25 protein-coding genes and 1 pseudogene are annotated in these 22,725 nt (G+C 57.8%); 13 read left to right on the top strand and 13 right to left on the bottom strand.

Going from position 1 to position 22,725, the window contains the following annotated elements; translation table 11 throughout:
• Positions 1-34: 34 nt before the first annotated feature.
• Positions 35-760 (top strand): DNA repair protein RecO, encoded by a 726-nt coding sequence (recO, locus tag ACR0KS_RS18310; protein ID WP_170567737.1) that lies wholly within the window; start codon positions 35-37, stop codon positions 758-760.
• Here the strand turns inward: recO and ACR0KS_RS18305 are convergent.
• The 3 genes from ACR0KS_RS18305 to ACR0KS_RS18295 all read right to left on the bottom strand — a co-directional run bounded on the left by ACR0KS_RS18305 (position 744) and on the right by ACR0KS_RS18295 (position 3,568).
• On the bottom strand, positions 744-1,136 hold the full coding sequence (locus ACR0KS_RS18305; RefSeq protein WP_170567736.1) for an META domain-containing protein: 393 nt from the start codon (positions 1,134-1,136) through the stop codon (positions 744-746). The genes recO and ACR0KS_RS18305 overlap by 17 nt on opposite strands.
• A gap of 13 nt (positions 1,137-1,149) precedes the next feature.
• Positions 1,150-1,704: a hypothetical protein gene (locus ACR0KS_RS18300; RefSeq protein ID WP_480693292.1), complete on the bottom strand. Its 555-nt coding sequence runs from the start codon at positions 1,702-1,704 to the stop codon at positions 1,150-1,152.
• Positions 1,705-1,876: 172 nt separating this feature from the next.
• Positions 1,877-3,568 (bottom strand): acyl-CoA dehydrogenase family protein, encoded by a 1,692-nt coding sequence (locus ACR0KS_RS18295; RefSeq protein WP_170567734.1) that lies wholly within the window; start codon positions 3,566-3,568, stop codon positions 1,877-1,879.
• A gap of 144 nt (positions 3,569-3,712) precedes the next feature.
• Between ACR0KS_RS18295 and ACR0KS_RS18290 the strand changes: the two genes are divergently transcribed.
• Positions 3,713-4,477: a sulfite exporter TauE/SafE family protein gene (locus ACR0KS_RS18290; protein ID WP_170567731.1), complete on the top strand. Its 765-nt coding sequence runs from the start codon at positions 3,713-3,715 to the stop codon at positions 4,475-4,477.
• Here ACR0KS_RS18290 and ACR0KS_RS18285 read toward each other — a convergent pair.
• The 3 genes from ACR0KS_RS18285 to ACR0KS_RS18275 form a co-directional block, all read right to left on the bottom strand.
• Positions 4,474-5,016 carry a hypothetical protein gene (locus ACR0KS_RS18285; RefSeq protein ID WP_480693300.1) on the bottom strand — a complete coding sequence of 181 codons (543 nt, stop codon included), beginning with the start codon at positions 5,014-5,016 and terminating at the stop codon, positions 4,474-4,476. The genes ACR0KS_RS18290 and ACR0KS_RS18285 overlap by 4 nt on opposite strands.
• A gap of 33 nt (positions 5,017-5,049) precedes the next feature.
• Positions 5,050-5,340, bottom strand: coding sequence for a hypothetical protein (locus ACR0KS_RS18280; protein WP_170388330.1), 291 nt, complete (start codon positions 5,338-5,340; stop codon positions 5,050-5,052).
• Between the two features lie 353 nt (positions 5,341-5,693).
• Entirely contained in the window at positions 5,694-7,292 is a 1,599-nt protein-coding gene (locus ACR0KS_RS18275; RefSeq protein ID WP_170388272.1) for a phosphoenolpyruvate carboxykinase, read from the bottom strand.
• Between the two features lie 346 nt (positions 7,293-7,638).
• Between ACR0KS_RS18275 and ACR0KS_RS18270 the strand changes: the two genes are divergently transcribed.
• Genes ACR0KS_RS18270 through ACR0KS_RS18240 form a run of 7 tightly spaced genes read left to right on the top strand, consistent with a single transcriptional unit; the run spans position 7,639 to position 13,061 of the window.
• Positions 7,639-8,343: a response regulator transcription factor gene (locus tag ACR0KS_RS18270; RefSeq protein ID WP_170388274.1), complete on the top strand. Its 705-nt coding sequence runs from the start codon at positions 7,639-7,641 to the stop codon at positions 8,341-8,343.
• 32 nt (positions 8,344-8,375) lie between these two features.
• On the top strand, positions 8,376-10,094 hold the full coding sequence (locus tag ACR0KS_RS18265; protein ID WP_170567730.1) for a sensor histidine kinase: 1,719 nt from the start codon (positions 8,376-8,378) through the stop codon (positions 10,092-10,094).
• A 3-nt stretch (positions 10,095-10,097) separates the two neighbouring features.
• Entirely contained in the window at positions 10,098-10,568 is a 471-nt protein-coding gene (locus tag ACR0KS_RS18260) for a serine kinase (protein WP_170567728.1), read from the top strand.
• Positions 10,565-11,446, top strand: coding sequence for an RNase adapter RapZ (rapZ, locus tag ACR0KS_RS18255; protein ID WP_170567726.1), 882 nt, complete (start codon positions 10,565-10,567; stop codon positions 11,444-11,446). Before ACR0KS_RS18260 ends, rapZ begins: the two co-directional genes overlap by 4 nt.
• Positions 11,443-11,850: a PTS sugar transporter subunit IIA domain-containing protein gene (locus ACR0KS_RS18250; RefSeq protein ID WP_170567724.1), complete on the top strand. Its 408-nt coding sequence runs from the start codon at positions 11,443-11,445 to the stop codon at positions 11,848-11,850. Before rapZ ends, ACR0KS_RS18250 begins: the two co-directional genes overlap by 4 nt.
• 2 nt (positions 11,851-11,852) lie before the next feature.
• Positions 11,853-12,122: an HPr family phosphocarrier protein gene (locus tag ACR0KS_RS18245; RefSeq protein WP_170485943.1), complete on the top strand. Its 270-nt coding sequence runs from the start codon at positions 11,853-11,855 to the stop codon at positions 12,120-12,122.
• A 39-nt stretch (positions 12,123-12,161) separates the two neighbouring features.
• Complete coding sequence (locus ACR0KS_RS18240; protein WP_170485942.1) at positions 12,162-13,061, top strand: lysophospholipid acyltransferase family protein; 900 nt, start codon at positions 12,162-12,164, stop codon at positions 13,059-13,061.
• A gap of 74 nt (positions 13,062-13,135) precedes the next feature.
• Here ACR0KS_RS18240 and ACR0KS_RS18235 read toward each other — a convergent pair whose 3' ends face one another.
• Positions 13,136-14,011: a 3-hydroxybutyryl-CoA dehydrogenase gene (locus ACR0KS_RS18235; protein ID WP_170567722.1), complete on the bottom strand. Its 876-nt coding sequence runs from the start codon at positions 14,009-14,011 to the stop codon at positions 13,136-13,138.
• A 162-nt stretch (positions 14,012-14,173) separates the two neighbouring features.
• On the opposite strand from ACR0KS_RS18235, the pseudogene ACR0KS_RS18230 reads away from it, so the two are divergent.
• A pseudogene (locus tag ACR0KS_RS18230) lies at positions 14,174-14,995 on the top strand (DUF6473 family protein).
• A 48-nt stretch (positions 14,996-15,043) separates the two neighbouring features.
• Here the strand turns inward: ACR0KS_RS18230 and ACR0KS_RS18225 are convergent.
• From ACR0KS_RS18225 to ACR0KS_RS18200, 6 genes are all read right to left on the bottom strand, one after another.
• Entirely contained in the window at positions 15,044-15,973 is a 930-nt protein-coding gene (locus tag ACR0KS_RS18225) for an electron transfer flavoprotein subunit alpha/FixB family protein (RefSeq protein ID WP_170413959.1), read from the bottom strand.
• Positions 15,973-16,731 carry an electron transfer flavoprotein subunit beta/FixA family protein gene (locus ACR0KS_RS18220; protein WP_170388298.1) on the bottom strand — a complete coding sequence of 253 codons (759 nt, stop codon included), beginning with the start codon at positions 16,729-16,731 and terminating at the stop codon, positions 15,973-15,975. The genes ACR0KS_RS18225 and ACR0KS_RS18220 overlap by 1 nt, the downstream gene beginning before the upstream one ends.
• 184 nt (positions 16,732-16,915) lie before the next feature.
• Positions 16,916-17,488, bottom strand: a complete 573-nt coding sequence (locus ACR0KS_RS18215) for a cob(I)yrinic acid a,c-diamide adenosyltransferase (RefSeq protein WP_170567720.1) — start codon at positions 17,486-17,488, stop codon at positions 16,916-16,918.
• Positions 17,489-17,692 (bottom strand): twin transmembrane helix small protein, encoded by a 204-nt coding sequence (locus tag ACR0KS_RS18210; RefSeq protein WP_170388302.1) that lies wholly within the window; start codon positions 17,690-17,692, stop codon positions 17,489-17,491.
• A gap of 80 nt (positions 17,693-17,772) precedes the next feature.
• On the bottom strand, positions 17,773-18,600 hold the full coding sequence (locus ACR0KS_RS18205; protein WP_170485937.1) for an SDR family NAD(P)-dependent oxidoreductase: 828 nt from the start codon (positions 18,598-18,600) through the stop codon (positions 17,773-17,775).
• A gap of 69 nt (positions 18,601-18,669) precedes the next feature.
• Complete coding sequence (locus ACR0KS_RS18200; RefSeq protein ID WP_480693291.1) at positions 18,670-19,281, bottom strand: SH3 domain-containing protein; 612 nt, start codon at positions 19,279-19,281, stop codon at positions 18,670-18,672.
• A 200-nt stretch (positions 19,282-19,481) separates the two neighbouring features.
• Here ACR0KS_RS18200 and parC point away from each other — a divergent pair, with 200 nt between their 5' ends.
• The 3 genes from parC to ACR0KS_RS18185 all read left to right on the top strand — a co-directional run.
• Positions 19,482-21,830, top strand: coding sequence for a DNA topoisomerase IV subunit A (parC, locus tag ACR0KS_RS18195; RefSeq protein ID WP_170567718.1), 2,349 nt, complete (start codon positions 19,482-19,484; stop codon positions 21,828-21,830).
• Between the two features lie 97 nt (positions 21,831-21,927).
• Positions 21,928-22,521 (top strand): hypothetical protein, encoded by a 594-nt coding sequence (locus ACR0KS_RS18190; RefSeq protein WP_170485935.1) that lies wholly within the window; start codon positions 21,928-21,930, stop codon positions 22,519-22,521.
• Positions 22,522-22,634: 113 nt separating this feature from the next.
• Positions 22,635-22,725: GTP-binding protein (locus ACR0KS_RS18185; protein ID WP_215675807.1), on the top strand; the 91-nt coding region annotated here is incomplete at its 3' end.

Here is a 22,725-nt window from a genome sequence, read left to right as displayed (position 1 = left end):
CTGCGCCCAGCACAATCTTCCACAGGATCAAAACTTGGACTGGCGCGATCATGGCATCCTTCTGACGTCTCGCAGACATGGCGAGACCTCAGCGATCATCGAGGTCTTTACCGAGGCCCACGGTCGTCACGCCGGGGTTGTTCGGGGTGGGGCCAGCCGCAAAATATCTCCGATCCTGCAACCGGGGGCACAGGTGGATGTACTCTGGCGGGCCCGGCTAGAGGAACATCTTGGCACGTTTCAGGTCGAACCCTTGCGGTCCCGCGCGGCGGCGGCGTTCTCTGGTCGGCTCGCGTTGTCGGGTCTGAACGCGGTGGTGGCGTTGCTGTCCTTCAGCCTGCCCGAGCGCGAACCGCATCCGGGGGTCTACAAGCAAACGGAACAGTTGATGGACCTGCTGGGCCAAGATGAGATTTGGCCACTGGCCTATCTGCGGTGGGAACTGGCGTTGCTTGAGGAGTTGGGTTTCGGCCTCGACTTTTCAGCCTGTGCTGTAACAGGCGCGACTGAGGGTTTGATCTTTGTCTCTCCGAAAACCGGTCGTGCAGTCAGTGAGCAGGGCGCAGGGGAATGGGCCGACCGGCTGCTGCCATTGCCGCCTTGTTTGAAGGGAGAAGGAACCGCCCCGGATACAGAGATCGCGCAGGGGCTGCGGACAACGGGTTACTTTCTGGAGCATCATCTGGCCCCGTCGCTCGGTCACAACCCTCTGCCCGAGGCGCGGGCCCGTTTCGTGGATCAGTTTACTCGGCGGCTTTGAACACCATTTCATGTCCGTCGTCATTGCGCAGGATCAGGACATCCCCGGACACTTCAGACTGGGTCATGGCCAGCAGGGCCGCAAAGTAGAAGCCTTCTGCCTCAAGCCCGGCACAGGCCGCGCGTGTGGCTGTCAGGTCGGTGATCTCAAACCAGGGATAGGGCGCGTTCAGCGTGCCGCTGTAGCTGTTGCAGGGGGCATTGCCTGCGATCTTGCCTTCTTCGGGGAACCTCAGCAGGGCACTTGCTGGAAAGCGTTCACCATCGATTTCCTGCAGCACCCAAATCTGATCCGCCGCGCCATAAGCGGCCACCGTTTCGTCCTTGTCGCATTGAAATAACGCAAGAAGGGGAAAGGCGAAGGCAAGGCGTATCATGCCGGTATCCTTATCAATACGGTATTGAGCCGTTCAACAGCTCTTCGCGAACCTCGCTCCGAGGTCGCCAGTTATACCGTGTGTCTTCGCGGACAGGGGCCCAGAACAGCGCGCCACTGTTCCGCCAGGGGTCTAGAATGACTCCGTCATACATCGAAGCACCCTTGGCGCTGATCAGGGCCGAGTGGTGGATGATACGAAACTGCGTGGGCGGCGATGTGGCCCAATGCACGTCCAACGTGCGAAAGTTTTCTTGCCGAAGGCGTGCAGACATGGCTTCGGCCCAGTCGTTACACAATCCGCGTTCCCGAAATCCGTTAATGACCTTGGCATTGTGAATGATAGCCGCATCAGTGACATTCCAGTCCCGCGCCAGTTGCTGGGAATAGGAATATGAAATAGCTGCGGCCCTTTGCGCTTCGTTCGGATCGATGCTTGGGTCAAGCTCTTTGATGGCAACGGTAAGCGCGTCGATGTCGCTCTGACTGGCGCTGGGTTGAGAGGTTGAGCAGCCGCCAAGCGCAAGCGCCAAGAAGATCGCACAGAGTGCCAGTAAAGATCGGATCATTCTGATTTTCGCATTTGGGACTGTCTGAACTCTTTGGCTGCTCTAGCGTCGTTTAAAATGAATTCATAGGACGAACTGAGCAAGAGGCCAGATTGAGTCCAAACGTTGCAGAATAGAAAAAGACCCGGCGCGAGCGCCGGGTCAAGTTGGGGAAACAGGGTTGCCGAAAAAGTCAGCTCAACAGACGTCGAGCGATAACTTGTGCCTGAATTTCGGCGGCCCCCTCAAAAATGTTTAGAATACGTGCATCACACAGAACGCGGCTGATCTTGTATTCCAGCGCAAAACCGTTGCCGCCATGAATCTGCAAACCGTTGTCGGCTGCTGCCCACGCAACACGGGCACCCAACAGCTTGGCCATGCCAGCCTCAAGATCGCAGCGTTGGCCGTGGTCTTTCTCCCACGCGCTGAAATAGGTCAGCTGACGCGCGATCATGATTTCGACCGCCATCATCGCCAGCTTGCCCGAGACGCGCGGGAAGTTGATCAGAGATTTGCCGAACTGTTTACGCTCTTGCGCGTATTGCATGGCAATATCCAGCGCACATTGCGCCACGCCGATGGCGCGGGCTGCGGTCTGGATGCGGGCGGACTCAAATGTCTCCATCAACTGTTTGAAGCCTTTGCCTTCTTCGCCGCCCAGCAGGTTTTCACCTTTGACTTTGAAGCCATCAAAACCCAGCTCGTATTCTTTCATGCCGCGATAGCCCAGAACCTCGATCTCACCGCCGGTCATGCCCTCGGTGGGGAAGGGGTTCTCATCGGTGCCCGGCGTCTTTTCGGCCAGGAACATCGACAGGCCACGGTGGTCGGTGGTGTCAGGGTTGGTACGGGCCAGCAGGGTCATCACATGGGTGCGCGCGGCATGGGTGATCCATGTCTTGTTTCCGGTGATCTCGTAATTGCCATCCTCGGTCTTGGTTGCCCGGGTGCGCAGGCTGCCAAGGTCCGATCCGGTGTTGGGTTCGGTGAAAACAGCGGTCGGCAGGATCTCGGCGCTGGCGATCTTGGGCAGCCATTGCGCCTTCTGTTCGTCGGTGCCCCCCGCGATGATCAGCTCGGCGGCAATCTCGGAGCGGGTGCCCAGCGAACCAACACCAATATAGCCGCGCGACAGTTCCTCGGACACCACGCACATCGAGGCTTTGGACAGGCCGAACCCGCCGAATTCTTCGGGGATGGTCAGACCAAAGACGCCCATTTCGGCCAGTTCTTCGATGATCTCGATCGGGATCAATTCATCCTTCAGGTGCCAGTCATGGGCGTTGGGTTCCACCTTTTCCTGCGCATAGCGGCGGAACTGGTCGCGGATCATTTCGAGTTCTTCGTCCAGACCGGACGCGCCGAACATCGTGGCACCGGCCTGATCTTCCATCAGTTCAACCAGACGGATGCGGGCGGCCTGAGAATTGGCCTGCGCCATCAGGGTCTGGATTTCAGTTGATTGGAAGCCAGACAGCGCGTCCCAGCCCAAACCCATATCCTGCAGGCGAATGACCTCACCCTGGTTCATCGGAATGCCACCGGCGACCTGATGCAGGTATTCGCCAAAGGCGATCTGATGCAGCAATTGTTCGATTTCGCCAAACTTGCCATCAGCGTCCAGCGCCTCGGCCCAGCGTTGCATCTGTTGCAGGGACTGCTGGTAAGTCGCCAGCCAAGCCAGCCCATGTGCCGCGGTCTGGTTCGCTTCGATCAACGCGCCAGAGACACGATCATTTTCGGTTACCATCGCCCGGACCGACTCGCGCGCGCGTTCAAATACTGCTTCGACAGCAGGAACGGCTGCGCGGGTCAGAGTCAGTAGGTCGGGCAAAATCGCGGATGTCGTCATCTGGGTCATATCCTGTCCGTCATGGGCCATGAATCACGTCCTTTTCTGGGTCGTACGGTCATACCATGCTGCACATGCAGCGCAACAAAAATACGAATTACGCTACGAAAAAGTTCAAAAATTGCGCTACCATTTTTGCAGTGCAGAGAATTTCAGGAGTGGTATCACGGGACCATGACGTTGTTTTCCGCACTCTCCTCGCAGGAACTGATGCTCGCTTTCGGGGTCGCTTTCTTGGCCGGTTGGGTCAAGGGCATGGTTGGATTTGCCATGCCGATGATTCTGGTGTCGGGGCTAAGTATGATCCTGCCGCCTGACCTTGCCATTGCGGGATTGATTTTGCCGACACTGGTGACGAATGGATATCAGGGGCTTCGCGAGGGGGTGCCCGCAGCCATTTCCGCCGTTCGGCAGTTTCGGGTGTTTCTGAGCGTTGGGCTGGTTTTTCTGCTATTGGGCGCACAACTGATCAGCATCGTCCCGGCGAGGACGTTTCTTTTGATAATTGGCGTTCCGGTGACGTTCTTCGCCTTGATTCAGGTTTTGGGGTTGAAGCTGACCCTTGAAAAACCCTCTGTCCGGATTGAGGTCGGGATTGGGTCAATCGCCGGGTTTGTCGGCGGTATGGCCGGCGTCTGGGGTCCGCCGACCGTTCTTTACCTGACCGCGCTGAATACGCCGAAAGCTGTGCAGATGCGGGTTCAGGGAGTGATCTATAGTCTGGGTGCTGTTGCTTTGTTGGTCGCACATCTGGGTTCAGGCATCTTCAATTCCCAGACGGCTCCGTTTTCGGCGGCTTTGGTTCTGCCTGCCCTTATCGGTATGTGGATCGGTTTGCAGCTACAGTCCCGCATTGATCAGGCGCTGTTCCGAAAGGTCACGCTGCTGGTCTTGCTGATCGCCGGGTTGAACCTGCTGCGGCGCGGTTTTCTCGGTTAGCCGCGCGTGTCGGCAAAGCGAAACGCGAAATACAAACCAAGCATAAGGAAAAACAGGCCCGAGATATCGCCGATCAGGTATGCGACGTATTCCACTCGCGCGCTGCCGAATGCCAAATTGGTCAGGCCCGAAACGAGGAATGAGGTAATGACGCCGACGCCCATGATGCAGGACCAGCAGGGTTTGCGGTCGGCGCGCGGGAATAAATCCCAGCCCACCCACTTCAAAAGGTAAAATACCGCCGGAACGGTGGTTACAGCTATTGCGATGGCCATAAGGCGGCTGGGTAGGAACACGTCAGAGCCACCCAGAAATGCAAACACGATAAAGACGCCTGGAAGTAGCGCGTAGATCGAACGCCAGCCAAGCAGCCAAGCCGCCAGAACGCGCACGCCGTGCGGCAGAAACAAAAGGCTGGCCCGGCTGGGATATTCAGGAAAGAAAACATTCTGCAGCGGCATCAGAACCTCGAACGTGAGGAAGGATGCAACGACATAAGCCAGCGATGCGTAGAATGTGTCAGAGGCGCATTTGTGCACGACGATCAACCACCATCGTGCAGGCTAAAGCCATCATCTGGGTGCATGAACGATATACCGGCCCCGGTTCGCGCTGCCGCTTTGCGAAAGATACCCTTTCTGCACCAGCGACTTGAGCGCACGGAAAAACGTCGGGCGCGAAACACTTTGAACCAGAGTGTGCTCGATCAGGCCGAATGTGCGGACTTCCTGATCGGTTTTCGACAGTTCTTCAGCAGCGTAGTAGATGTCCCGCTCAACCGGAGAAAGCTGTTCCAGCCCCAGTGTGCGTTCCATGCTCTGCATCAGTTTGCGCAGTTCGGTCAGTTTCGAGATTTCCGTCATGGTTTTACCTGTCCTTGCCTGTGTCGCCCGCCGTGCAAGAACAACGGGGTGAGACATGCTGAGTTATTTGAGTTCAGCTCGTCTCGTATTGACACTCATCCCCTGTTTCATACACTCGTATTCGATTAGGTTGCTCAAATCGCGTGTGTGAGTGTGCGCCTGAGCTTCCCAAAGGTCTTTTCACCATATGCCCGGTGCAATTGCGCCGGGCTTTTTCGTCACAATGACCTCGGGGAATACCGCAAACCAAGGAAACGAGCAACGTATTTGTATACGCCCTTGGACGTAGGCCGCATTGCCCGAAGGTCATGTGCCGAGGCAAAAAAAAGGGGCGAAAGTCGCCCCTTGTCTTTTTACCCGATCGCAACCGCTTTGATGTCTTCGTCGATAAACGGCAGGTATTGTTCAAAGTTTTCGGCGAACATCTGCACCAGCTTTTCCGCCTGTTTGTCAAAGGCGGCCTGATCGTCCCAAGTGCGACGGGGGTCCAGCAGAACTTCGGCAACGCCGGGTACGGATACCGGAACATCAAAGCCGAAATTGGCGTCCTTGCGGAACTCGGCGTCACGCAGCGAGCCTTCCAGCGCGGCAGTCAGCAAAGCGCGAGTTGCGCGGATGGGCATCCGGCTGCCAACGCCGTAGGCTCCACCGGTCCAGCCGGTGTTGACCAGCCAGCAGGTCGCGCCGTGCTGGGCGATCTTGTCCCGCAGCAGGTTGCCGTATTCTTCCGGACGACGCGGCATGAACGGCGCGCCGAAACAGGTCGAGAAGGTCGGTTGCGGCTCGGTGATGCCACGCTCGGTGCCCGCAACCTTGGAGGTGAAGCCCGACAGGAAGTGGTACATCGCCTGCGCCGGGGTCAGTCGCGCGATCGGAGGCAGTACGCCGAACGCATCACAGGTCAGCATGATGATGTTCTTGGGGTGACCACCCAGCGCGCTGCTGGACGCGTTCGAGATATACTCCAGCGGATAGGCGCAGCGCATGTTCGCGGTTAGCGAGTCATCCTCGAAATCCAGTTCCTTGGTTTCGGGGTCAAACACCATGTTCTCGATGACGGTGCCGAACTTGTTGGTCGTCGCATAGATTTCCGGCTCGGCCTCGGCGTTCAGGTTGATCGTCTTGGCATAACAACCGCCCTCGAAGTTGAAGGTTCCGCGATCTGACCAGCCGTGTTCGTCGTCGCCGATCAGTGTACGCGACGGATCGGCAGACAGGGTGGTTTTGCCAGTGCCCGACAAGCCGAAGAACACAGCCGTATCGACCGGGTTGCCAACAGCGTGGTTGGCCGAGCAGTGCATCGGCATAACGCCTTTTTCGGGCAGCATGTAGTTCAGCAGGGTAAAGACGGATTTCTTGTTCTCGCCTGCATATTCGGTGCCGCCGATCAGGATCAGCTTGCGGTCGAAGTTCAGCGCGATCACGGTCTCGGACCGGCAGCCGTGCTTTTTCGGGTCGGCCTGGAAGCTGGGGCAGTTGATGATGGTGAAGTCCGCAGTGAACTCGTCCAGATCCTCGCGATCCGGGCGGCGCAGCAGGTGACGGATGAACAGGTTGTGCCACGCCAGTTCGGTGACCATGCGCACGTTGATCGAGTAGGCCGGGTCTGCCCCGCCGACGAGGTCCTGCACGAAATAGTCGCGGCCCTTCATATGCGCCAGCATGTCTTCGTACAGCGCATCAAACCCCTCGGGGCTCATCTCGGCGTTGTTTTCCCACCAGATGGTTTCAGCGACGCTATCGGTTTTGACAACGTGCTTGTCCTTGGGTGACCGGCCGGTGAATTTGCCGGTGGTAACGAGGAAAGCGCCACCGTTGCCCAGCGTGCCTTCGCCCCGCTTCAGCGCTTCTTCGATCAGCGCCGGTTCCATGAAGTTGTAATAGACATTTCCCAGACCCTCGATGCCCTGATCTTCGAGGCGGAATTGCGGGTTAACCCGTCCAGATGTCATGTTTGTCTTCTCCTGTGGCGGCGCGCAGGCTTCAGGCCCAATGCGCTCTTGGGGCATTTTGCCGGATCGTTCCGGCGGACAGCCGGGTCTTATCACGGTCGTTTGGGGCATGAACAGGACGGTTTGGCGCAGTTAGCGCAACCAACTTCAGGTTTAGCGCCATCACAAATTTCCTGTCGGAAATCAGGGCGCTTTTCCGGCAACATTAACGGCTTTTTTGCTGCAACTGTGTGACAACAAACGCACGATTCGCAGATACGGATTGATTCGGGGCCACAAAAACGACAAAAATGCCCTACTAATAAGCGAAATATTGCATGAGTGAGCAGGAATAGGGGCAAACCCGATGTCAAAGATTGCACTGGTGGACGACGACAGAAACATTCTGACGTCCGTGTCCATGACTCTCGAAGCCGAAGGTTTCGAGGTCGAAACGTATAACGACGGGCAGGCTGCGTTGGACGCGTTTAACAAGAAACTGCCGGATATGGCTGTTCTGGATATCAAGATGCCCCGGATGGACGGCATGGATTTGTTGCAGCGCCTGCGGCAGAAAACCCAGATGCCGGTGATTTTCCTGACCTCCAAGGACGATGAAATCGACGAAGTGCTTGGCCTGCGCATGGGGGCCGATGACTACGTCAAGAAACCGTTTTCTCAGCGTCTTCTGGTTGAGCGTATCCGCGCATTGCTGCGTCGGCAGGAGGCAACCTCGGGTGATGTCGCCGTTGCCAATTCGGGGGATGCCAAGGTTATGGAGCGGGGCGAGTTGAGGATGGACCCCCTGCGCCACGCTGTTAGCTGGAAGGGCGCGGACGTCTCCCTGACAGTGACCGAGTTCCTTCTTTTGCAGGCTCTTGCGCAACGTCCGGGCTTTGTCAAAAGCCGCGATCAGTTGATGGATGTCGCCTATGACGATCAAGTCTACGTGGATGACCGCACGATCGATAGCCACATCAAGCGACTGCGCAAGAAAATGCGCGCCGCCGACCCGGAGTTTTCGGCCATCGAAACGTTGTACGGGATAGGCTACAGGTATAACGAAGAATAAAAATAGCTGCTTTGAAAGGGTAGTTGGGGCACGTGCGCGATACGGAACAAGCCAGCGAATTGCGGGATGGAGATGTCGTTCTGGGCGATGACTGGGTCATCCCGCAGGATCCGGACTCGGCCGAGCTGCGTGCATCGCGCCGCCGCCGGAACCTGTTTTCGCTTCGCGGATCCCCTCTGGCCCGAAAGATCATAACCTTCAATCTGGTGGCTCTGGTCATTCTTGTGACCGGCTTGCTGTATCTGGATGATTCCCGCGAGGAGAAGGTAAAGCAGACGGCACGCAACTTGTCCGGGGACGCCCTGCTTGTCAGCAACGTGTTTGAAGCTCAACTGCGGCAAAACTCTATCGCGCTTTCCAATGGCAGCGCCGAGCTGGACGTAAAGGACACGCTTGCGGGGCTAAGCCTTCCCGTAGGTGGCGAGGTTTTTGTGTACGACGCCGCCGGTACTCTGATCGGTTGGACGCGGGGCGGGGCGGTCAGTGTTCAGATGCCCCACCTTCTCAGATCAGAGGCCGAGGTTCAGACAGGCAGCACGCTGATCAGTGACGCGCTGAATGCCGTGTGGACCGGGTTGTACAAGGTATTCACGAACGCCAACCTGGACGAAGCGCCAACGCTGGCGCAGCGCGTGCAGTCTTTGGTTCCCAGCGCGCTGCAGGGCGAGATGCAGGTTCAGGCTGTGAAAGACGGCGCAGGTGAAACCGTTATCGTAGCTGCCGCACCCATTGTGCAGGACGGACAGCCTGTCGGGGCGGTCGCTATGGCCGGTCCTGCCGGTGAGATCGACGCACTGGCCCGTCGCGAGCAGGAGCGTATACTGCAAATGTTCGTGGTCGCATTGCTGGTCTCCATCGGTCTCAGCCTTGTTCTGGCGTCTACGATCGCAAACCCCTTGGCGGACTTGGCCGCCGCTGCCGAGACAGGCAAGGACCGGGGGGCCGGGGTAAATCCGGGTCGTATCCGCATCCCAGACCTTAGCGCCCGTCCGGATGAGATAGGCCGCCTCAGTCGGGCTTTGCGCGGCATGGTGAATGCGCTTTACAACCGTATTGATTCAAACGAGCAATTTGCCGCTGACGTGTCGCACGAGATCAAGAACCCCTTGGCCAGCCTGCAATCTGCAGTGGGCACATTGCGCATGGTCAAGCGAGAGGATCAGCGTGAAAAACTGCTGAGTGTTATTGAGCATGACGTGCGCCGTCTCGACCGTCTGGTCAGCGATATCTCCAATGCATCGCGTCTGGATGCCGAGTTGGTCAAGGAAGAAGAGCAGATGTTTGATCTGCTCAAGCTGCTCAGCAATATCAGCCAGTATCTAGGTGAAGACGCCAGGGCCAAGGGTGTCGAATATATCACTGACTTGCCGGCGCAACCAATCGAAATTAACGGGCTTGAGGCGCGTCTGGCGCAGGTGTTTGTCAACTTGATCACCAACGCGATTTCCTTCTGCGAAAACGGTGACGCTATCCGCGTGTGGGTGCGGCGTCGGGAAAACCGTGTTTTGATTGTTGTCGAGGATACTGGCCCCGGAATTCCCGAGCAGGCGCTGACCAAGGTCTTCAAAAGGTTCTATTCGCAGCGTCCACCCGAGCATTTTGGAAACAATTCCGGTCTCGGACTGGCGATTTCCAAACAGATCGTTGAGGCGCATGGCGGGGTTATCTGGGCTGAGAATATCCGCCCCACCGAAGCGGATATTACCTCTGACCCGCTGGGTGCCCGTTTCGTCGTGGGCCTGCCTGTGTAGGTCATGAGCGGTCAGTTCCTCTTAGACGTCGCAGATCAAGACACAGCAATTCTCCATGCCACATGCGTCGCCGCCGAAGGGCGGGGGATGTTGTTTGTCGGACGTTCCGGGGCCGGTAAGTCCGCACTCGGGTTGCAGATGATGGCGCTTGGGGCCGGGCTTGTCGCAGACGATCGGGTCGTTTTAAGGATGGAAGGCGAGAGTGTTCTGGTCGACGCCCCTGCGCCCATACGCGGATTGATTGAGGCGCGCGGCATTGGTCTGTTGCGGGCGCAACCCGTGGGGCCGGTTAAGCTGAGCTACGTGGTCGATCTGGACCAGTCAGAACCCGCGCGCCTGCCCGAAGTGGTTCAAATTCGCGCCCTGAGGCAAACTGTTCCCTTGCTACGCGGGGCGGGTGTCCCCAATTTGGCATCAGCTCTGATGCAACTACTGAAAATGGGGCGCGTAGACCCTGAATGGCCCAGCACATGACAAAGCAGCGGCGTATCGTTCTGGTGACCGGGCCTTCGGGTGCGGGCCGGTCGACAGCGATTCGGGTTCTCGAAGACCTCGGGTTTGAAGCGATTGACAACCTTCCCATGGGTCTTTTGCTGCACCTGTTGGAAGGGCCGGAAAACGACCGGCCAATGGCGCTGGGCATTGACGCCCGCAACCGTGAATTTTCTACGATTGGGTTCATCGAACTGGCGGCCAAACTGCGGCGAATGGAGCAAGTCGACATGTCGACTTTGTATCTCGATTGCAGTGACGAGGTGCTGCTGCGCCGGTTTTCCGAAACACGCAGGCGTCATCCGGTGGCGGCAGACGCAAGTCCCGAGACAGGTGTTCGTCAAGAAAAGGAACTTTTGGCACCGATCCGCGAGTTTGCGGACATGCTGATTGATACAAGTCCGCTGAATGTCCACCAACTGCGCGAAGAGGTCGAACACTGGTTTGCACCGCAGAGCGGCCGACACCTGGCGGTATCGATCGAATCATTCTCTTATAAAAGAGGGCTGCCGCGCGGACTGGATATGGTTTTTGACTGTCGATTCCTGGCCAACCCCTATTGGCGCCCGGAACTAAGGGCCGAGGATGGTCGAAACCCGGATGTGGCGCGCTATGTTCAGTCAGACGCGAACTATGCGCCGTTTTTCGACCGGGTCGTTGATTTGCTCAGGCACTTGCTGCCTGCCTATCGGGCCGAGGGCAAAGCGCACCTGTCCGTGGCCTTCGGCTGCACCGGGGGACAACACAGATCGGTTGCCACCGCCGAAGCCGTCGCAAAGGCTCTTGCGGAGGAGGGGCAGCAAGTGGCAATTAGGCACCGCGAAATGGAACGTCGATCGTTGAATGTGAGGCCGGATTGATCGGGATCGTACTCGTAGCACATGGTGGGTTGGCTCAGGAATATCTGGCCGCGATGCAGCATGTGGTCGGACAACAATCTGGCTTGGTTGCGATCTCGATTGAGGCAGATCATGATCGCGACGCAAAGCAGGCCGAGATCTGCGCGGCTGCTGACATTGTGGACGTCGGCGACGGGGTCGTCGTTGTCACGGATCTATTTGGCGGCAGCCCCTCGAATCTGAGTCTGCGCGCCTGCGCACCGCAGGATCGACGTATCCTTTACGGTGCAAATCTGCCTATGTTGATTAAACTGGCCAAATCCCGCCATCTGCCTGTCGGAGACGCTGTAAGGCAGGCGATGGAGGCTGGACGCAAATACATCAATGCCCAAAATGTGACGCTGGACGAAGACCGGACCGATTAAGAATGACAACCCGAAGTTTGAAAATAATCAATGAAAAGGGCTTGCACGCCCGTGCCTCGGCAAAGCTGGTCGAGGTGGTCGAAGGGTTCGACGCTCAGGCCGAAGTGTCAAAAGACGGGCTTTCTGCGTCAGGCGACAGCATTATGGGTCTTTTGATGTTGGCAGCATCGCGTGGAACGACTATTGACGTCGAGACATCCGGACCGGATGCTGAGGCGTTGGCTGATGCGCTGGAAACCTTGGTGAACGACAAGTTCGGGGAAGGGTTCTGACCGCACCTGCCGCGATAAGAAGAACGGGAAGACCAGGATTTGGCGGAAACAACGCACGAGACCAAGACAGGCCCGGTTGTGAATGGGGCCGAGGACCAGGGCGAAGTCTACGACCGTAGAACCCTGACCTACGCAAACTCTTTCGACGATGCCTGGACTGCAACCGCGATCCGCGCCATTGAATGGTGTACGGGTAAGCTGACCATTCTGCGTATGGTCAACAAGTTCGAGAAAAAGAACGAATACTATCGCGGCCAACGGTTCTGGGGCGGCGCGCTCGAGGTGATGGGTATCGACCTCACCACCCCTGAAGAACAGATCGCACGTATCCCAAAAACCGGACCGGTGGTCGTGGTGGCCAACCACCCGCATGGCATGGTCGACGGCATGATTTTGGCTGAGTTGATCGGTCAGGTCCGCAGCGATTATCGTATCCTGACGCGCTCGGTTTTGACTGGTCTGGATGAAGCCGCGACCTCGTTCATGATTCCCGTGCCTTTTCCACATGACCCGGAAGCACAGGCCAAAATGCTCGAAATGCGCGGAAAGGCGATGGACCATCTTAAAAATGGTGGGGTGGTTGCCCTGTTCCCTTCGGGCGTCGTGATGTCGTCGGATGACTGGTTTGGCCCCGCGATCGAGCAAGAGTGGAATGTGTTCACGGCCAAGATGATTCGGCGATCGGGCGCACGGGTTGTGCCTATCTTCTTCCCGGGCAGCAACTCGCGCGCATACCAGATTGCCAATAAAATGTCCGCTATTCTGCGTCAGGGGCTTCTGCTGCACGAGATCGTCCGCTCCTGCAACAAGCCACAATCCCCAGTCATCGGCGACCCGGTTTCAGACGAAGACATGCAATTGCTCGAACGTGACCCGCGCGGCTTCATGGCTTGGCTCCGCAAGCACACATTGGGGCTTGGCGAGTCGCTCAAGCCCTGATCCGTATCTTCATCTGGCTAAAAATATCCCGGGGGTGAGCCCGGATAAAATCCGGGCGAGGGGGCTGGCCCCCTTTACCGTGTCGGGACGGGCATATCACCCCGGTAATCATAAAAGCCGCGCTGCGTTTTGCGCCCCAACCATCCGGCCTCGACGTATTTCGTCAACAGAGGGCAGGGGCGGTATTTGGTGTCGGCCAGTCCGTCATGCAGAACATTCATGATCGCCAGGCACGTGTCCAGGCCGATGAAATCTGCCAGTTCCAGCGGGCCCATCGGATGATTGGCACCTAACTTCATGGACTGGTCAATGGACTGTACGTTCCCAACCCCTTCATACAGGGTATAAACTGCTTCGTTGATCATCGGCATCAGGATTCGGTTCACGATAAAGGCCGGGAAGTCCTCGGCGCTGGCCGCTGTTTTTCCCAGCCGATCCACGACGGTCCTGCACGCGCTGAAAGTCTCTTCGTCGGTGGCGATACCACGGATCAGTTCAACCAGTTGCATGACCGGCACCGGGTTCATGAAGTGGAAGCCCATAAAGCGTTCCGGGCGGTCAGTACGGCTGGCCAGTCGCGTAATAGAGATCGAGGAGGTGTTTGATGTCAGAATCGTGTGGGGCAACAAATGCGGTTGAAGGTCTTCAAAAATTGCTTGCTTGATCGCCTCACGTTCTGTTGCCGCTTCGATCACCAAATCTGTCTGCCCCAGCGCCGGCAAATCAAGTGTGGTTTGGATACGGTTAAGGGCGGCCCGCATCGCTTCGTCAGAAATCTTTCCGCGTGACGCTTGGCGCGCCATGTTCCCTTCGATGGTCGCCATCGCACTGTCTAGCGCGTCCTGATTTACGTCGTTCAACAGAACGTCGTAATCCGCCAGCGCGAGGACATGGGCAATACCATTCCCCATCTGGCCTGCGCCAATCACTCCGACTGATTTTACATCCATATTCTGGTGCCTTTGTGCCACGGGTTAGGGCGACAATATCGACAGTTTGGGTCGGGCGGCAAGGGTATCAAGTACTGCGGATTTGCTTCAAATGCGCACATTAGGAATTTCTCAAGATTTGCGGCTGCATGATGGCACCCGGGTGAAAAATGGGTGAGTGATATGAGCTATCATCAAACAGGCTCGGGGGGACCCGAGGATGCCGTTTGTCAATACGGCGAGTCGCGTCTTTGGTTTCGCAGGCCGCAGCGATCCTTGGATACGCCTTACATGGCGTGTGTGGGCGGAAACGAAACATTCGGCCGTTTTGTCGAGCGTCCCTTCCCCGCGATCCTCGAAGGAAAACTGGACCGGAGGTGCCTGAATCTCGGCAGTTTGTCTTGCGGTGTTGACGCGTTGTGTGGCGATGCGGGGCTACAATCGGTGCTAAACGATGCGGACCTGTGCGTCCTGCAAGCACCGGATGTTCTGGGGCAATCGAATCGTTTTTAAAGGGTGCATCCGCGGCGGAACGATCGGTTTCTAGCACCAACTGAGGACTTGGTCTCGTTGTACCCAGAAGTCGATTTCGCGGATGTCCATTTCGTGCACCATCTTGCGACTTTGCTTCAAGGGCAGCAGGACGCGCGTTTTGAAGCTGTAGCTGAAGAACTGCGCAAGTGCTGGGTTGCCCGATTGAGCGATCTGCTGGAATCCCTGAAAACACCAGTGATTCTTCTGAACTTGCGTGTTCTGAGGCAGTCCGACGGATCTGAGCCAGCACAGGACGCAGAAGTTCCCGTCTCAGCCGAAATGCTGGACGCGCTGCGTCCACGCTGTCTTGAGATCGTTGAGCTATCCGCCAGCGTATCCGGTCAGTCAGACGAGCTGGAAGATATGTTGTTCGGAACGATGCAGCAGCCGATGGCTGAGCACATGATTGGGCCGGCCGCACATAGGGCGATCGCCGAAGTGCTTGTTAACAGGGTTAGGGACCTGCAATGAAAAAGGCCCGCCGATTGGCGGGCCTTCCTATCAATGCGAAGCGTGGGCTTAGCCCAGCTTCTCGGTCAGCTCCGGCACCGCCTGGAACAGGTCGGCAACCAGACCGAAATCGGCAACCTGGAAGATCGGCGCTTCTTCGTCCTTGTTGATCGCAACGATGACCTTGGAGTCTTTCATACCGGCCAAGTGCTGAATCGCACCCGAGATGCCAACCGCGACATACAGGTCCGGGGCAACAACCTTACCGGTCTGACCCACCTGCCAGTCGTTCGGGGCATAGCCCGAGTCGACCGCCGCACGCGATGCGCCAACAGCAGCGCCCAGCTTGTCGGCCAGGGTTTCGATCAGTTTGAAGTCCTCTTCCGAGCCGACACCACGGCCGCCCGAAACAACAACACCAGCCGAGGTCAGCTCGGGGCGGTCGCTTTCGGCAACCTTGTCTTCAACCCACGAGGACAGACCGGCATCTGCGCCGACCGAAATGGTCTCAACCGCAGCCGAACCGCCTTCGCCCGCTGCGTCGAAGGACGCGGTGCGGAAGGTAACGACTTTCTTGGCGTCAGACGACTTTACGGTCTGGATCGCGTTGCCCGCATAGATCGGACGCTCGAAAGTCGAGCCATCAACCACGCCGGACGCATCCGAGATCACCATCACGTCCAGAAGGGCCGCAACGCGCGGCATCACGTTCTTTGCGTCGGTGGTGGCGGGTGCAACGATATGCTCGTACCCATCGGCCAGGCCTGCGATCAGGGCCGCAGTCGATTCCGCCAGGCGGTGGCCCAGCGACTCGTCTTCGGCAACCAGAACCTTGGCGACACCGTCGATCTTGGCAGCGGCTTCACCAGCTGCAGCGGCAGAGCCACCTGCGGCCAGAACGGTCACGTCACCCAGCGATTTCGCGGCGTTGACGGCTTTGGCAGTGGCGTCCAGCGCCAGTTCACCATTGTTGACTTCGGCGAGAAGAAGAACAGCCATTACACAGCCCCCGCTTCTTTGAGTTTCGCAACCAGCTCGTCGACCGAGCCTACGACGATACCAGCGGCACGTGCCGGCGGCTCTTCGGTTTTGACGATTTCCAGACGGGGCGAGACGTCGACGCCGTAGTCGGCGGCGGTTTTCTCGTCCAGCGGCTTTTTCTTCGCCTTCATGATGTTGGGCAGCGACGCATAGCGCGGCTCGTTCAGGCGCAGGTCAACGGTCACGATGGTCGGCATCTTGACGCTGATGGTCTGCAGGCCGCCGTCCACCTCGCGGGTGATCTTGGCGGTGTCGCCTTCAATGTCGACTTCCGACGCGAAGGTGCCTTGCGACCAGCCCAGCAGGGCCGACAGCATCTGACCGGTGGCGTTCATGTCGTTGTCGATCGACTGCTTACCCGCCAGAACCAAACCGGGCTGCTCTTCCTCGACCACTTTGGCGAGGATCTTGGCAACGGCCAGCGGCTCGATGTCCTGATGAACGTCGTCGGCTGCAACAACCAGAATGGCGCGGTCAGCACCCATGGCCAGAGCGGTCCGCAGCGTTTCCTGCGCCTGCTTTACGCCGATCGACACGGCGACGACTTCGTCGGCCTTGCCTGCTTCTTTCAGGCGGATCGCCTCTTCGACGGCGATTTCGTCGAATGGGTTCATCGACATTTTGACATTGGCGAGATCGACACCGCTACCGTCCGCTTTGACGCGGACCTTCACATTATAGTCAATCACGCGTTTGACAGGCACGAGTACCTTCATTTTGCGCTTTCTCCTTACAAATCCGGTAAGCCGCGAAGCGACTCCACCAATGCTCTCGGGGGTCTGAATAGCGTTTCAATTCGAGTGGCAACAGAGCAAAATCGTCACGTCATGGTCTTGGGACGTCGCGTTTCGTGTTTTTTGACGCAACGGCGCGCAATAAAATTGCTTGCCCAATGACGAGTTAGCGGTTCGCGCCGGGAATCCAGAGCACATCCGACGTGCCGTTTTCGTTTGCGCATCTGGCCGCCACAAAGAACCAGTCGCTGAGACGGTTAAGGTATTTAACAGCCACCTCGTTCACCGGCTCCATGTTCGTCAACTCGACGGCCAGCCGTTCGGCGCGGCGTGACACTGTGCGGCAGACATGCAGATGAGCCGCCAAACGAGACCCGCCCGGCAGGATGAAGCTGCGCAACGGCTCCAGCGTTTCGTTCATCGCGTCTATCTCGGCCTCCAGCCTGTCGATCTGGGCTGGTACGATCCGAAGCGGGGGATAGTCGGCCTCGGCGTCTTTTTCCATGTCGGGGCGGCAAAAATCAGCCCCCAGATCGAACAGGTCGTTCTGGATGCGCGACAGCGCGGCCTCAACCTCGCCTTCGGCCTCGGTGCGGGCAACGCCGACAAAGGAATTCAGTTCATCCACGGTGCCATAGGCGGCCACGCGCCCCGAATATTTTGCGACACGTTCGCCGTTACCCAGCGCGGTTTTGCCGTCATCGCCGGTGCGTGTGTAGATTTTATTGAGAACGACCATCTATTGAACTCCTTGTCCGCGCAGCCAGACGTAGAGCACGATCAGTATTACAGCAATGAATTGAAACAGGATGCGCAGGCGCATCATCTTGTTGCTTTTCATCGCGGCTGCCTTGCCGCTTTTGCCGAAATTCGAGATGCCGATCGCCAGCACGACGACGACAGCAGCCATTGCCAACAGTAGGACGACCATCAGTAGGTCCATGAGTACACCGTCCGCGTTACTTGTTTCGTTGGGCTATCATCTAGCCTTGGACGTTCAAAAAGCGAACGGGTAATTTCGCCTCAGACGTCCGATAAAATACGGTCGATTGTGCGCGTGGGAAGGAACCGGCGCAGGTATCCAGCGATATAAGTCGGCGTGGTGACATAATACCGGGCGCGCGGGCGTTTGGATTCCACAGCATGAGCCAGCTTGTCGGTTACCGCCGACGCAGGCAGCTCGAACCGGTCCGGCCCCGAGGATTCGTACAGTCTTTTCAACAGCGAAGCTTCGTACTTTTCGCGCAGGGCCGAGTTTTCCCAGTTGATGAAGCGCTCGAAGAAAGGGATCGAATTCTCGCGAATTTTCGACGTGATCGGGCCGGGTTCGATCAGGATGGCCTTGATGTTCGTTCCTGCCAGTTCCAGGCGCAGCGTGTCCGTCAGCCCTTCGACCGCATATTTGGTGGCCACATAAGCGCCCCGCCACGGAAAAGCGACAAGGCCCAGAACCGACGAGTTTTGAACGATTCGCCCGTGGCCCTGCGCGCGCATGATCGGGATGATTTGGCGCGTGAGCTCGTGCCAGCCGAAAAAGTTTGCCTCGAAGATCGTGCGCAAACCGTCTGTGGGCAAATCTTCAACCGCCCCCGGCAATCCATGTGCGCCGTTGTTGAAAACCGCGTCCAACGTGCCGCCGGTTGCATCCAGCACTTCCGCGAGGCCGGATGTGATGCTTTCGCTGTCGGTATAGTCAATGCGCGGGCTGTCAAAGCCCTGCGCGCGCAGCCGGTCGCAGTCACGCTGCTGGCGGCAGGACGCGAAAACACGCCACCCACGCGCGCGCATCCCGTGCGCTGCGTCAAGTCCGATGCCAGAGGAGCAGCCGGTGATAAGAATGGTTTTCTGCATGGTCTTCCTGAAATTTATCCTGCGCCAAAGCTATGGCGAGGCATGGATCAGGACAATGTTGGTACTGCGTCACTCTGCGATTTTTCTGACCAGAGAGGCAGATATCCATCCGACCTGTTGCGCGGGCAACACGCGCAGCCGCAGCCATCCGGTGCCCGAGTCGCTTAGGACTTCGACCTTCTGGCCAATGCTCACTTTCCCAACGATCGGGTAGATCGTGCCCGGACCGTCGCGCATGTTCACACGTGTTCCCGAAATTTCACGGATGTCTTTTTGTGGTTCCGGAATCGCAAGTGATTCCGTCTCTGCTTGTTGCTCAGGTTCGGTGACCTGACGAAGCCCGGTCAGCCCGTCCTCAAGCGAGGCTAGGGTAATATTTGCGCTTGGATCATCGAAAGCCGACAGGCTTGAAAAGGACTCGAGGGTGGCCGGTTCGGGCAAAATCTCGACGATGTCTTCTTTTGTGAGGATAGGCTTTACGCTCACCGTCGGCGTGCGCGCGGCAACATTCGTCACCAGTTGTTCGGCACGAGTGTGTTGCAGGGCAACCTGCTCCGGAGGGGGGGTAACACGCTCCGGCTTCGCGGTTCGCACTCCGCGCGGCTCAAAATCGGCACCGTCACTCATGACATAGAAACACCATCCGAGTGCGGCAAAGGTAGCAAGAACAAGGCGCGACATGGCGCATCCCCCGGTAAAAGAAAAACGTGAAATAGACGGCAGTATAATACGTGAAAGCCTAACATAATCTTTTAGCCGAGTCGAAAGATTGGGGGAAATCCTGAGCTTGCCTCCCCCTGTTGCATAAAGCGCCACTTGTCCCCAGCAAAATGCGTGCTGGTTGCTTTACCGCAGCGCGGTTGCGTCGTATCACATCATATATGAACGACACGATCGACGACCCCAACATGGAGACCCCTGAGACCGGGGGCGAGATAGCTGAACCGCTGCGCCGCGCGATTGGCGAACGCTATCTGACCTATGCGCTATCCACCATCATGCACCGGGCACTGCCCGATGCGCGGGACGGGCTAAAGCCGGTTCACCGGCGAATTCTGTACGCAATGCGCGAGTTGCGACTCAGCGCGACGGGAGGATTCCGTAAGTCAGCCAAAATCTCGGGCGACGTGATGGGTAACTATCACCCGCATGGCGACGCAGCGATCTACGACGCGATGGCGCGTTTGGCGCAGGATTTCAACGTGCGCTATCCGCTGGTCGACGGGCAGGGGAACTTCGGCAATATCGACGGCGATAACCCTGCGGCCTCGCGATACACCGAGGCGCGGATGACCATCGTGGCCGAGGCGCTGCTTGAAGGTCTGAATGAAGACGCTGTCGATTTCCGCGACAACTATGACGGCACCCTGACCGAGCCGGTCGTGCTGCCCGCGCAGTTCCCGAACCTGCTGGCGAACGGAGCCAGCGGTATTGCGGTGGGCATGGCGACGAATATCCCGCCGCACAACATCTCAGAGCTTTGCGACGCCTGTCTGCATCTGATCAAAACGCCCGACGCCCGCGACGACACTCTGTTGAACTACGTTCCCGGCCCGGACTTTCCGACAGGTGGGGTGATCGTCGAGCCGCCCGAGAATATCGCGCAAGCCTATCGCACCGGGCGCGGGTCGTTCCGCCTGCGCTGTAAGTTCGAGGTTGAAGACCTCGGACGCGGCCAGTGGCAGATCGTGGTTACCGAGATTCCCTATCAGGTTCAGAAGTCCAAGCTGATCGAAAAGATCGCGGAACTGATCCAGACCAAGAAAATCCCGATCCTCGCCGATGTACGCGACGAATCCGCCGATGACATCCGCCTGATCCTTGAGCCACGCTCCAAGAACGTGGACCCCGAGGTGCTGATGGGCATGCTCTATCGCAACTCGGACCTTGAGATCCGGTTCAGCCTGAACATGAACGTGCTGATCGACGGAGTGACACCCAAGGTCTGCTCGATGAAGGAAGTTCTACGCGCCTTCCTTGATCACCGGCAAGAGGTTCTGCTGCGCCGTTCGCGTCACCGCATGGCGAAGATCGACCACCGGCTTGAGGTGTTGGAGGGCTTCATCGTCGCCTTCCTGAACCTCGACCGTGTGATCGACATCATCCGCTATGATGAAGACCCCAAAGCCGCGCTGATGCGCGAGGATTGGGGCATCGACCATGTTCGCGCGACCGATGAGTCCGATTATGTCTCGCCTAAATCGGGCGAGGGCGAACTGTCCGAAGTCCAGGCCGACGCGATCCTCAACATGCGCCTGCGCAGCTTGCGCCGTCTCGAAGAGGTGGAGCTGGTGCGCGAGCGTGATGAGCTGATGCTGGAACGCGCCAATCTCGAAGACCTGCTGGCCGATCCTGCCCTGCAATGGGCCAAGATTGCCGAGCAGTTGAAAGAGACCAAGAAGACATTCGGCAAAGATTACGAAGGCGGCGCGCGCCGCAGCCAGTTTGCCGAAGCCGGGAATGTCGAAGAAGTGCCGCTTGAAGCGATGATCGACAAGGAGCCGATCACGGTCGTCTGCTCTCAGATGGGTTGGATTCGCGCCATGACGGGTCACATTGATCTCAAGCGCGAGCTCAAGTTCAAGGATGGCGACGGTCCGCGTTTTATCTTCCATGCCGAAACCACCGACCGTCTGCTGGTGTTTGCATCGAACGGACGTTTCTACACGGTCAGCGCAGCCAACCTGCCCGGCGGACGCGGCATGGGTGAGCCGCTGCGCCTGATGGTGGACCTGCCGAACGAGGCACAGATCATCGACATCATGATCCACAAGCCGGGGCGCAAGCTGCTGGTGGCCTCGGATGCAGGCAACGGCTTCATGGTGCCCGAGGATGACGTTCTGGCCCAGACCCGCAATGGCAAGCAGGTTTTGAACGTCAAAGGCGACGAAACCGCGATGATCTGTAAGCCGGTTCAGGGCGACCATGTGGCTGTGGTGTCCCAGAACGGCAAGTTCCTTGTATTTCCTGTCGAGGAGCTGCCTGAAATGGGGCGTGGCAAAGGCGTGCGCCTGCAGAAATACAACATGGCGCGCGGACGGCAGGGAACGCTTGAGCTGGATGGCGGCCTGTCGGACCTTACGACCTTTCACTGGGAGGAGGGGCTCAAATGGTCCATGGGTGGCGACAAAACACGGCACGAGGCCGATATGTCCCAATGGCTTGCGAAACGCGCCAGCGTTGGGAAAAAGCCGCCTTACGGGTTCCCGCGCGACTATAAATTCTCGTGATCGCGCGGCCACAACAACTGAATTCTTTCGATCCAGCTTGGCACAGGTTGGGTTGGTGCGCTAAATCAAAGAAAAACAGGCCCATCGAGACGAGATCATGTTACGCATTCTGACCTTGATTACCGGATTGACCCTGCTGGGCGCGTGTGCGCAGACGCAGCTATATGAAGAACCCGAGTCGCTGGGGGAATTCAAGCTGCGCGTGAACTATGCGTTTGCTGACAAGGCAGTGCAGGGTCCGGTATCCCGCGACGCCACGCCGGATGAATGGACGGCGGCGATTCAGAACGCTGTGGATGTCCGCTTGGGCCGGTATGAGGGCGCTCAGGAATACGATATCGGTATCAGTCTCGAAGGGTACATGCTGGCCCCACCGGGCATTCCGGTCATCTACAACCCAAAAAGCACGGCGATTGTTCTGGTTAACGTCTATGACGTGAAGAACAAGGAATTCCTGGCTAAGGGAAAACAGTTTCAGGTTCTGGAAGATACAACCGGTGAAAGTGCCCTGACAGGGTCGGGAAATACGCGGACCAAAGAAGAGCAAATGAGCGGTCTGGCCCTGAAGGTTGCGGACCGAGTCGAAGAGTGGTTGGCCGAAGAACATGACGAGAACGGCTGGTTCCAACGCCGCCCTGACCTGATACAACCTCTCGATTCCTCCGAGGTTCTGCAAAATCCGGCGTCTTAACCTGCTTTTAACGCAGGATGTGCTTGATTTTCCCCTGCGAACCAAATATCTCGCGCGCGCAGATGTAACCACGGGACCAAGGGTCCCCCAAATCGCAAAAGGGCGCCTGAGGAATGGCAAAGGAAAAGTTTGAGCGTACAAAACCGCACGTCAACATCGGCACGATTGGCCACGTTGACCATGGTAAGACGACGCTGACCGCAG

It is taken from the genome of Ruegeria sp. BC7 (assembly GCF_056539165.1).
This window is presented reverse-complemented; position numbering and strand designations above follow the sequence as displayed.

What these genes read in the sequence shown, in the direction of transcription:
- ACR0KS_RS18305 (WP_170567736.1), bottom strand. Translation starts at nt 1,136, where the DNA reads ATGATACGCCTTGCCTTCGCCTTTCCCCTTCTTGCGTTATTTCAATGC.
- ACR0KS_RS18300 (WP_480693292.1), bottom strand. Translation starts at nt 1,704, where the DNA reads ATGATCCGATCTTTACTGGCACTCTGTGCGATCTTCTTGGCGCTTGCG.
- ACR0KS_RS18295 (WP_170567734.1), bottom strand. Translation starts at nt 3,568, where the DNA reads ATGGCCCATGACGGACAGGATATGACCCAGATGACGACATCCGCGATT.
- ACR0KS_RS18290 (WP_170567731.1), top strand. Translation starts at nt 3,713, where the DNA reads ATGACGTTGTTTTCCGCACTCTCCTCGCAGGAACTGATGCTCGCTTTC.
- ACR0KS_RS18280 (WP_170388330.1), bottom strand. Translation starts at nt 5,340, where the DNA reads ATGACGGAAATCTCGAAACTGACCGAACTGCGCAAACTGATGCAGAGC.
- ACR0KS_RS18275 (WP_170388272.1), bottom strand. Translation starts at nt 7,292, where the DNA reads ATGACATCTGGACGGGTTAACCCGCAATTCCGCCTCGAAGATCAGGGC.
- ACR0KS_RS18270 (WP_170388274.1), top strand. Translation starts at nt 7,639, where the DNA reads ATGTCAAAGATTGCACTGGTGGACGACGACAGAAACATTCTGACGTCC.
- ACR0KS_RS18260 (WP_170567728.1), top strand. Translation starts at nt 10,098, where the DNA reads ATGAGCGGTCAGTTCCTCTTAGACGTCGCAGATCAAGACACAGCAATT.
- rapZ (WP_170567726.1), top strand. Translation starts at nt 10,565, where the DNA reads ATGACAAAGCAGCGGCGTATCGTTCTGGTGACCGGGCCTTCGGGTGCG.
- ACR0KS_RS18245 (WP_170485943.1), top strand. Translation starts at nt 11,853, where the DNA reads ATGACAACCCGAAGTTTGAAAATAATCAATGAAAAGGGCTTGCACGCC.
- ACR0KS_RS18235 (WP_170567722.1), bottom strand. Translation starts at nt 14,011, where the DNA reads ATGGATGTAAAATCAGTCGGAGTGATTGGCGCAGGCCAGATGGGGAAT.
- ACR0KS_RS18225 (WP_170413959.1), bottom strand. Translation starts at nt 15,973, where the DNA reads ATGGCTGTTCTTCTTCTCGCCGAAGTCAACAATGGTGAACTGGCGCTG.
- ACR0KS_RS18220 (WP_170388298.1), bottom strand. Translation starts at nt 16,731, where the DNA reads ATGAAGGTACTCGTGCCTGTCAAACGCGTGATTGACTATAATGTGAAG.
- ACR0KS_RS18215 (WP_170567720.1), bottom strand. Translation starts at nt 17,488, where the DNA reads ATGGTCGTTCTCAATAAAATCTACACACGCACCGGCGATGACGGCAAA.
- ACR0KS_RS18210 (WP_170388302.1), bottom strand. Translation starts at nt 17,692, where the DNA reads ATGGACCTACTGATGGTCGTCCTACTGTTGGCAATGGCTGCTGTCGTC.
- ACR0KS_RS18205 (WP_170485937.1), bottom strand. Translation starts at nt 18,600, where the DNA reads ATGCAGAAAACCATTCTTATCACCGGCTGCTCCTCTGGCATCGGACTT.
- ACR0KS_RS18200 (WP_480693291.1), bottom strand. Translation starts at nt 19,281, where the DNA reads ATGTCGCGCCTTGTTCTTGCTACCTTTGCCGCACTCGGATGGTGTTTC.
- parC (WP_170567718.1), top strand. Translation starts at nt 19,482, where the DNA reads ATGAACGACACGATCGACGACCCCAACATGGAGACCCCTGAGACCGGG.
- ACR0KS_RS18190 (WP_170485935.1), top strand. Translation starts at nt 21,928, where the DNA reads ATGTTACGCATTCTGACCTTGATTACCGGATTGACCCTGCTGGGCGCG.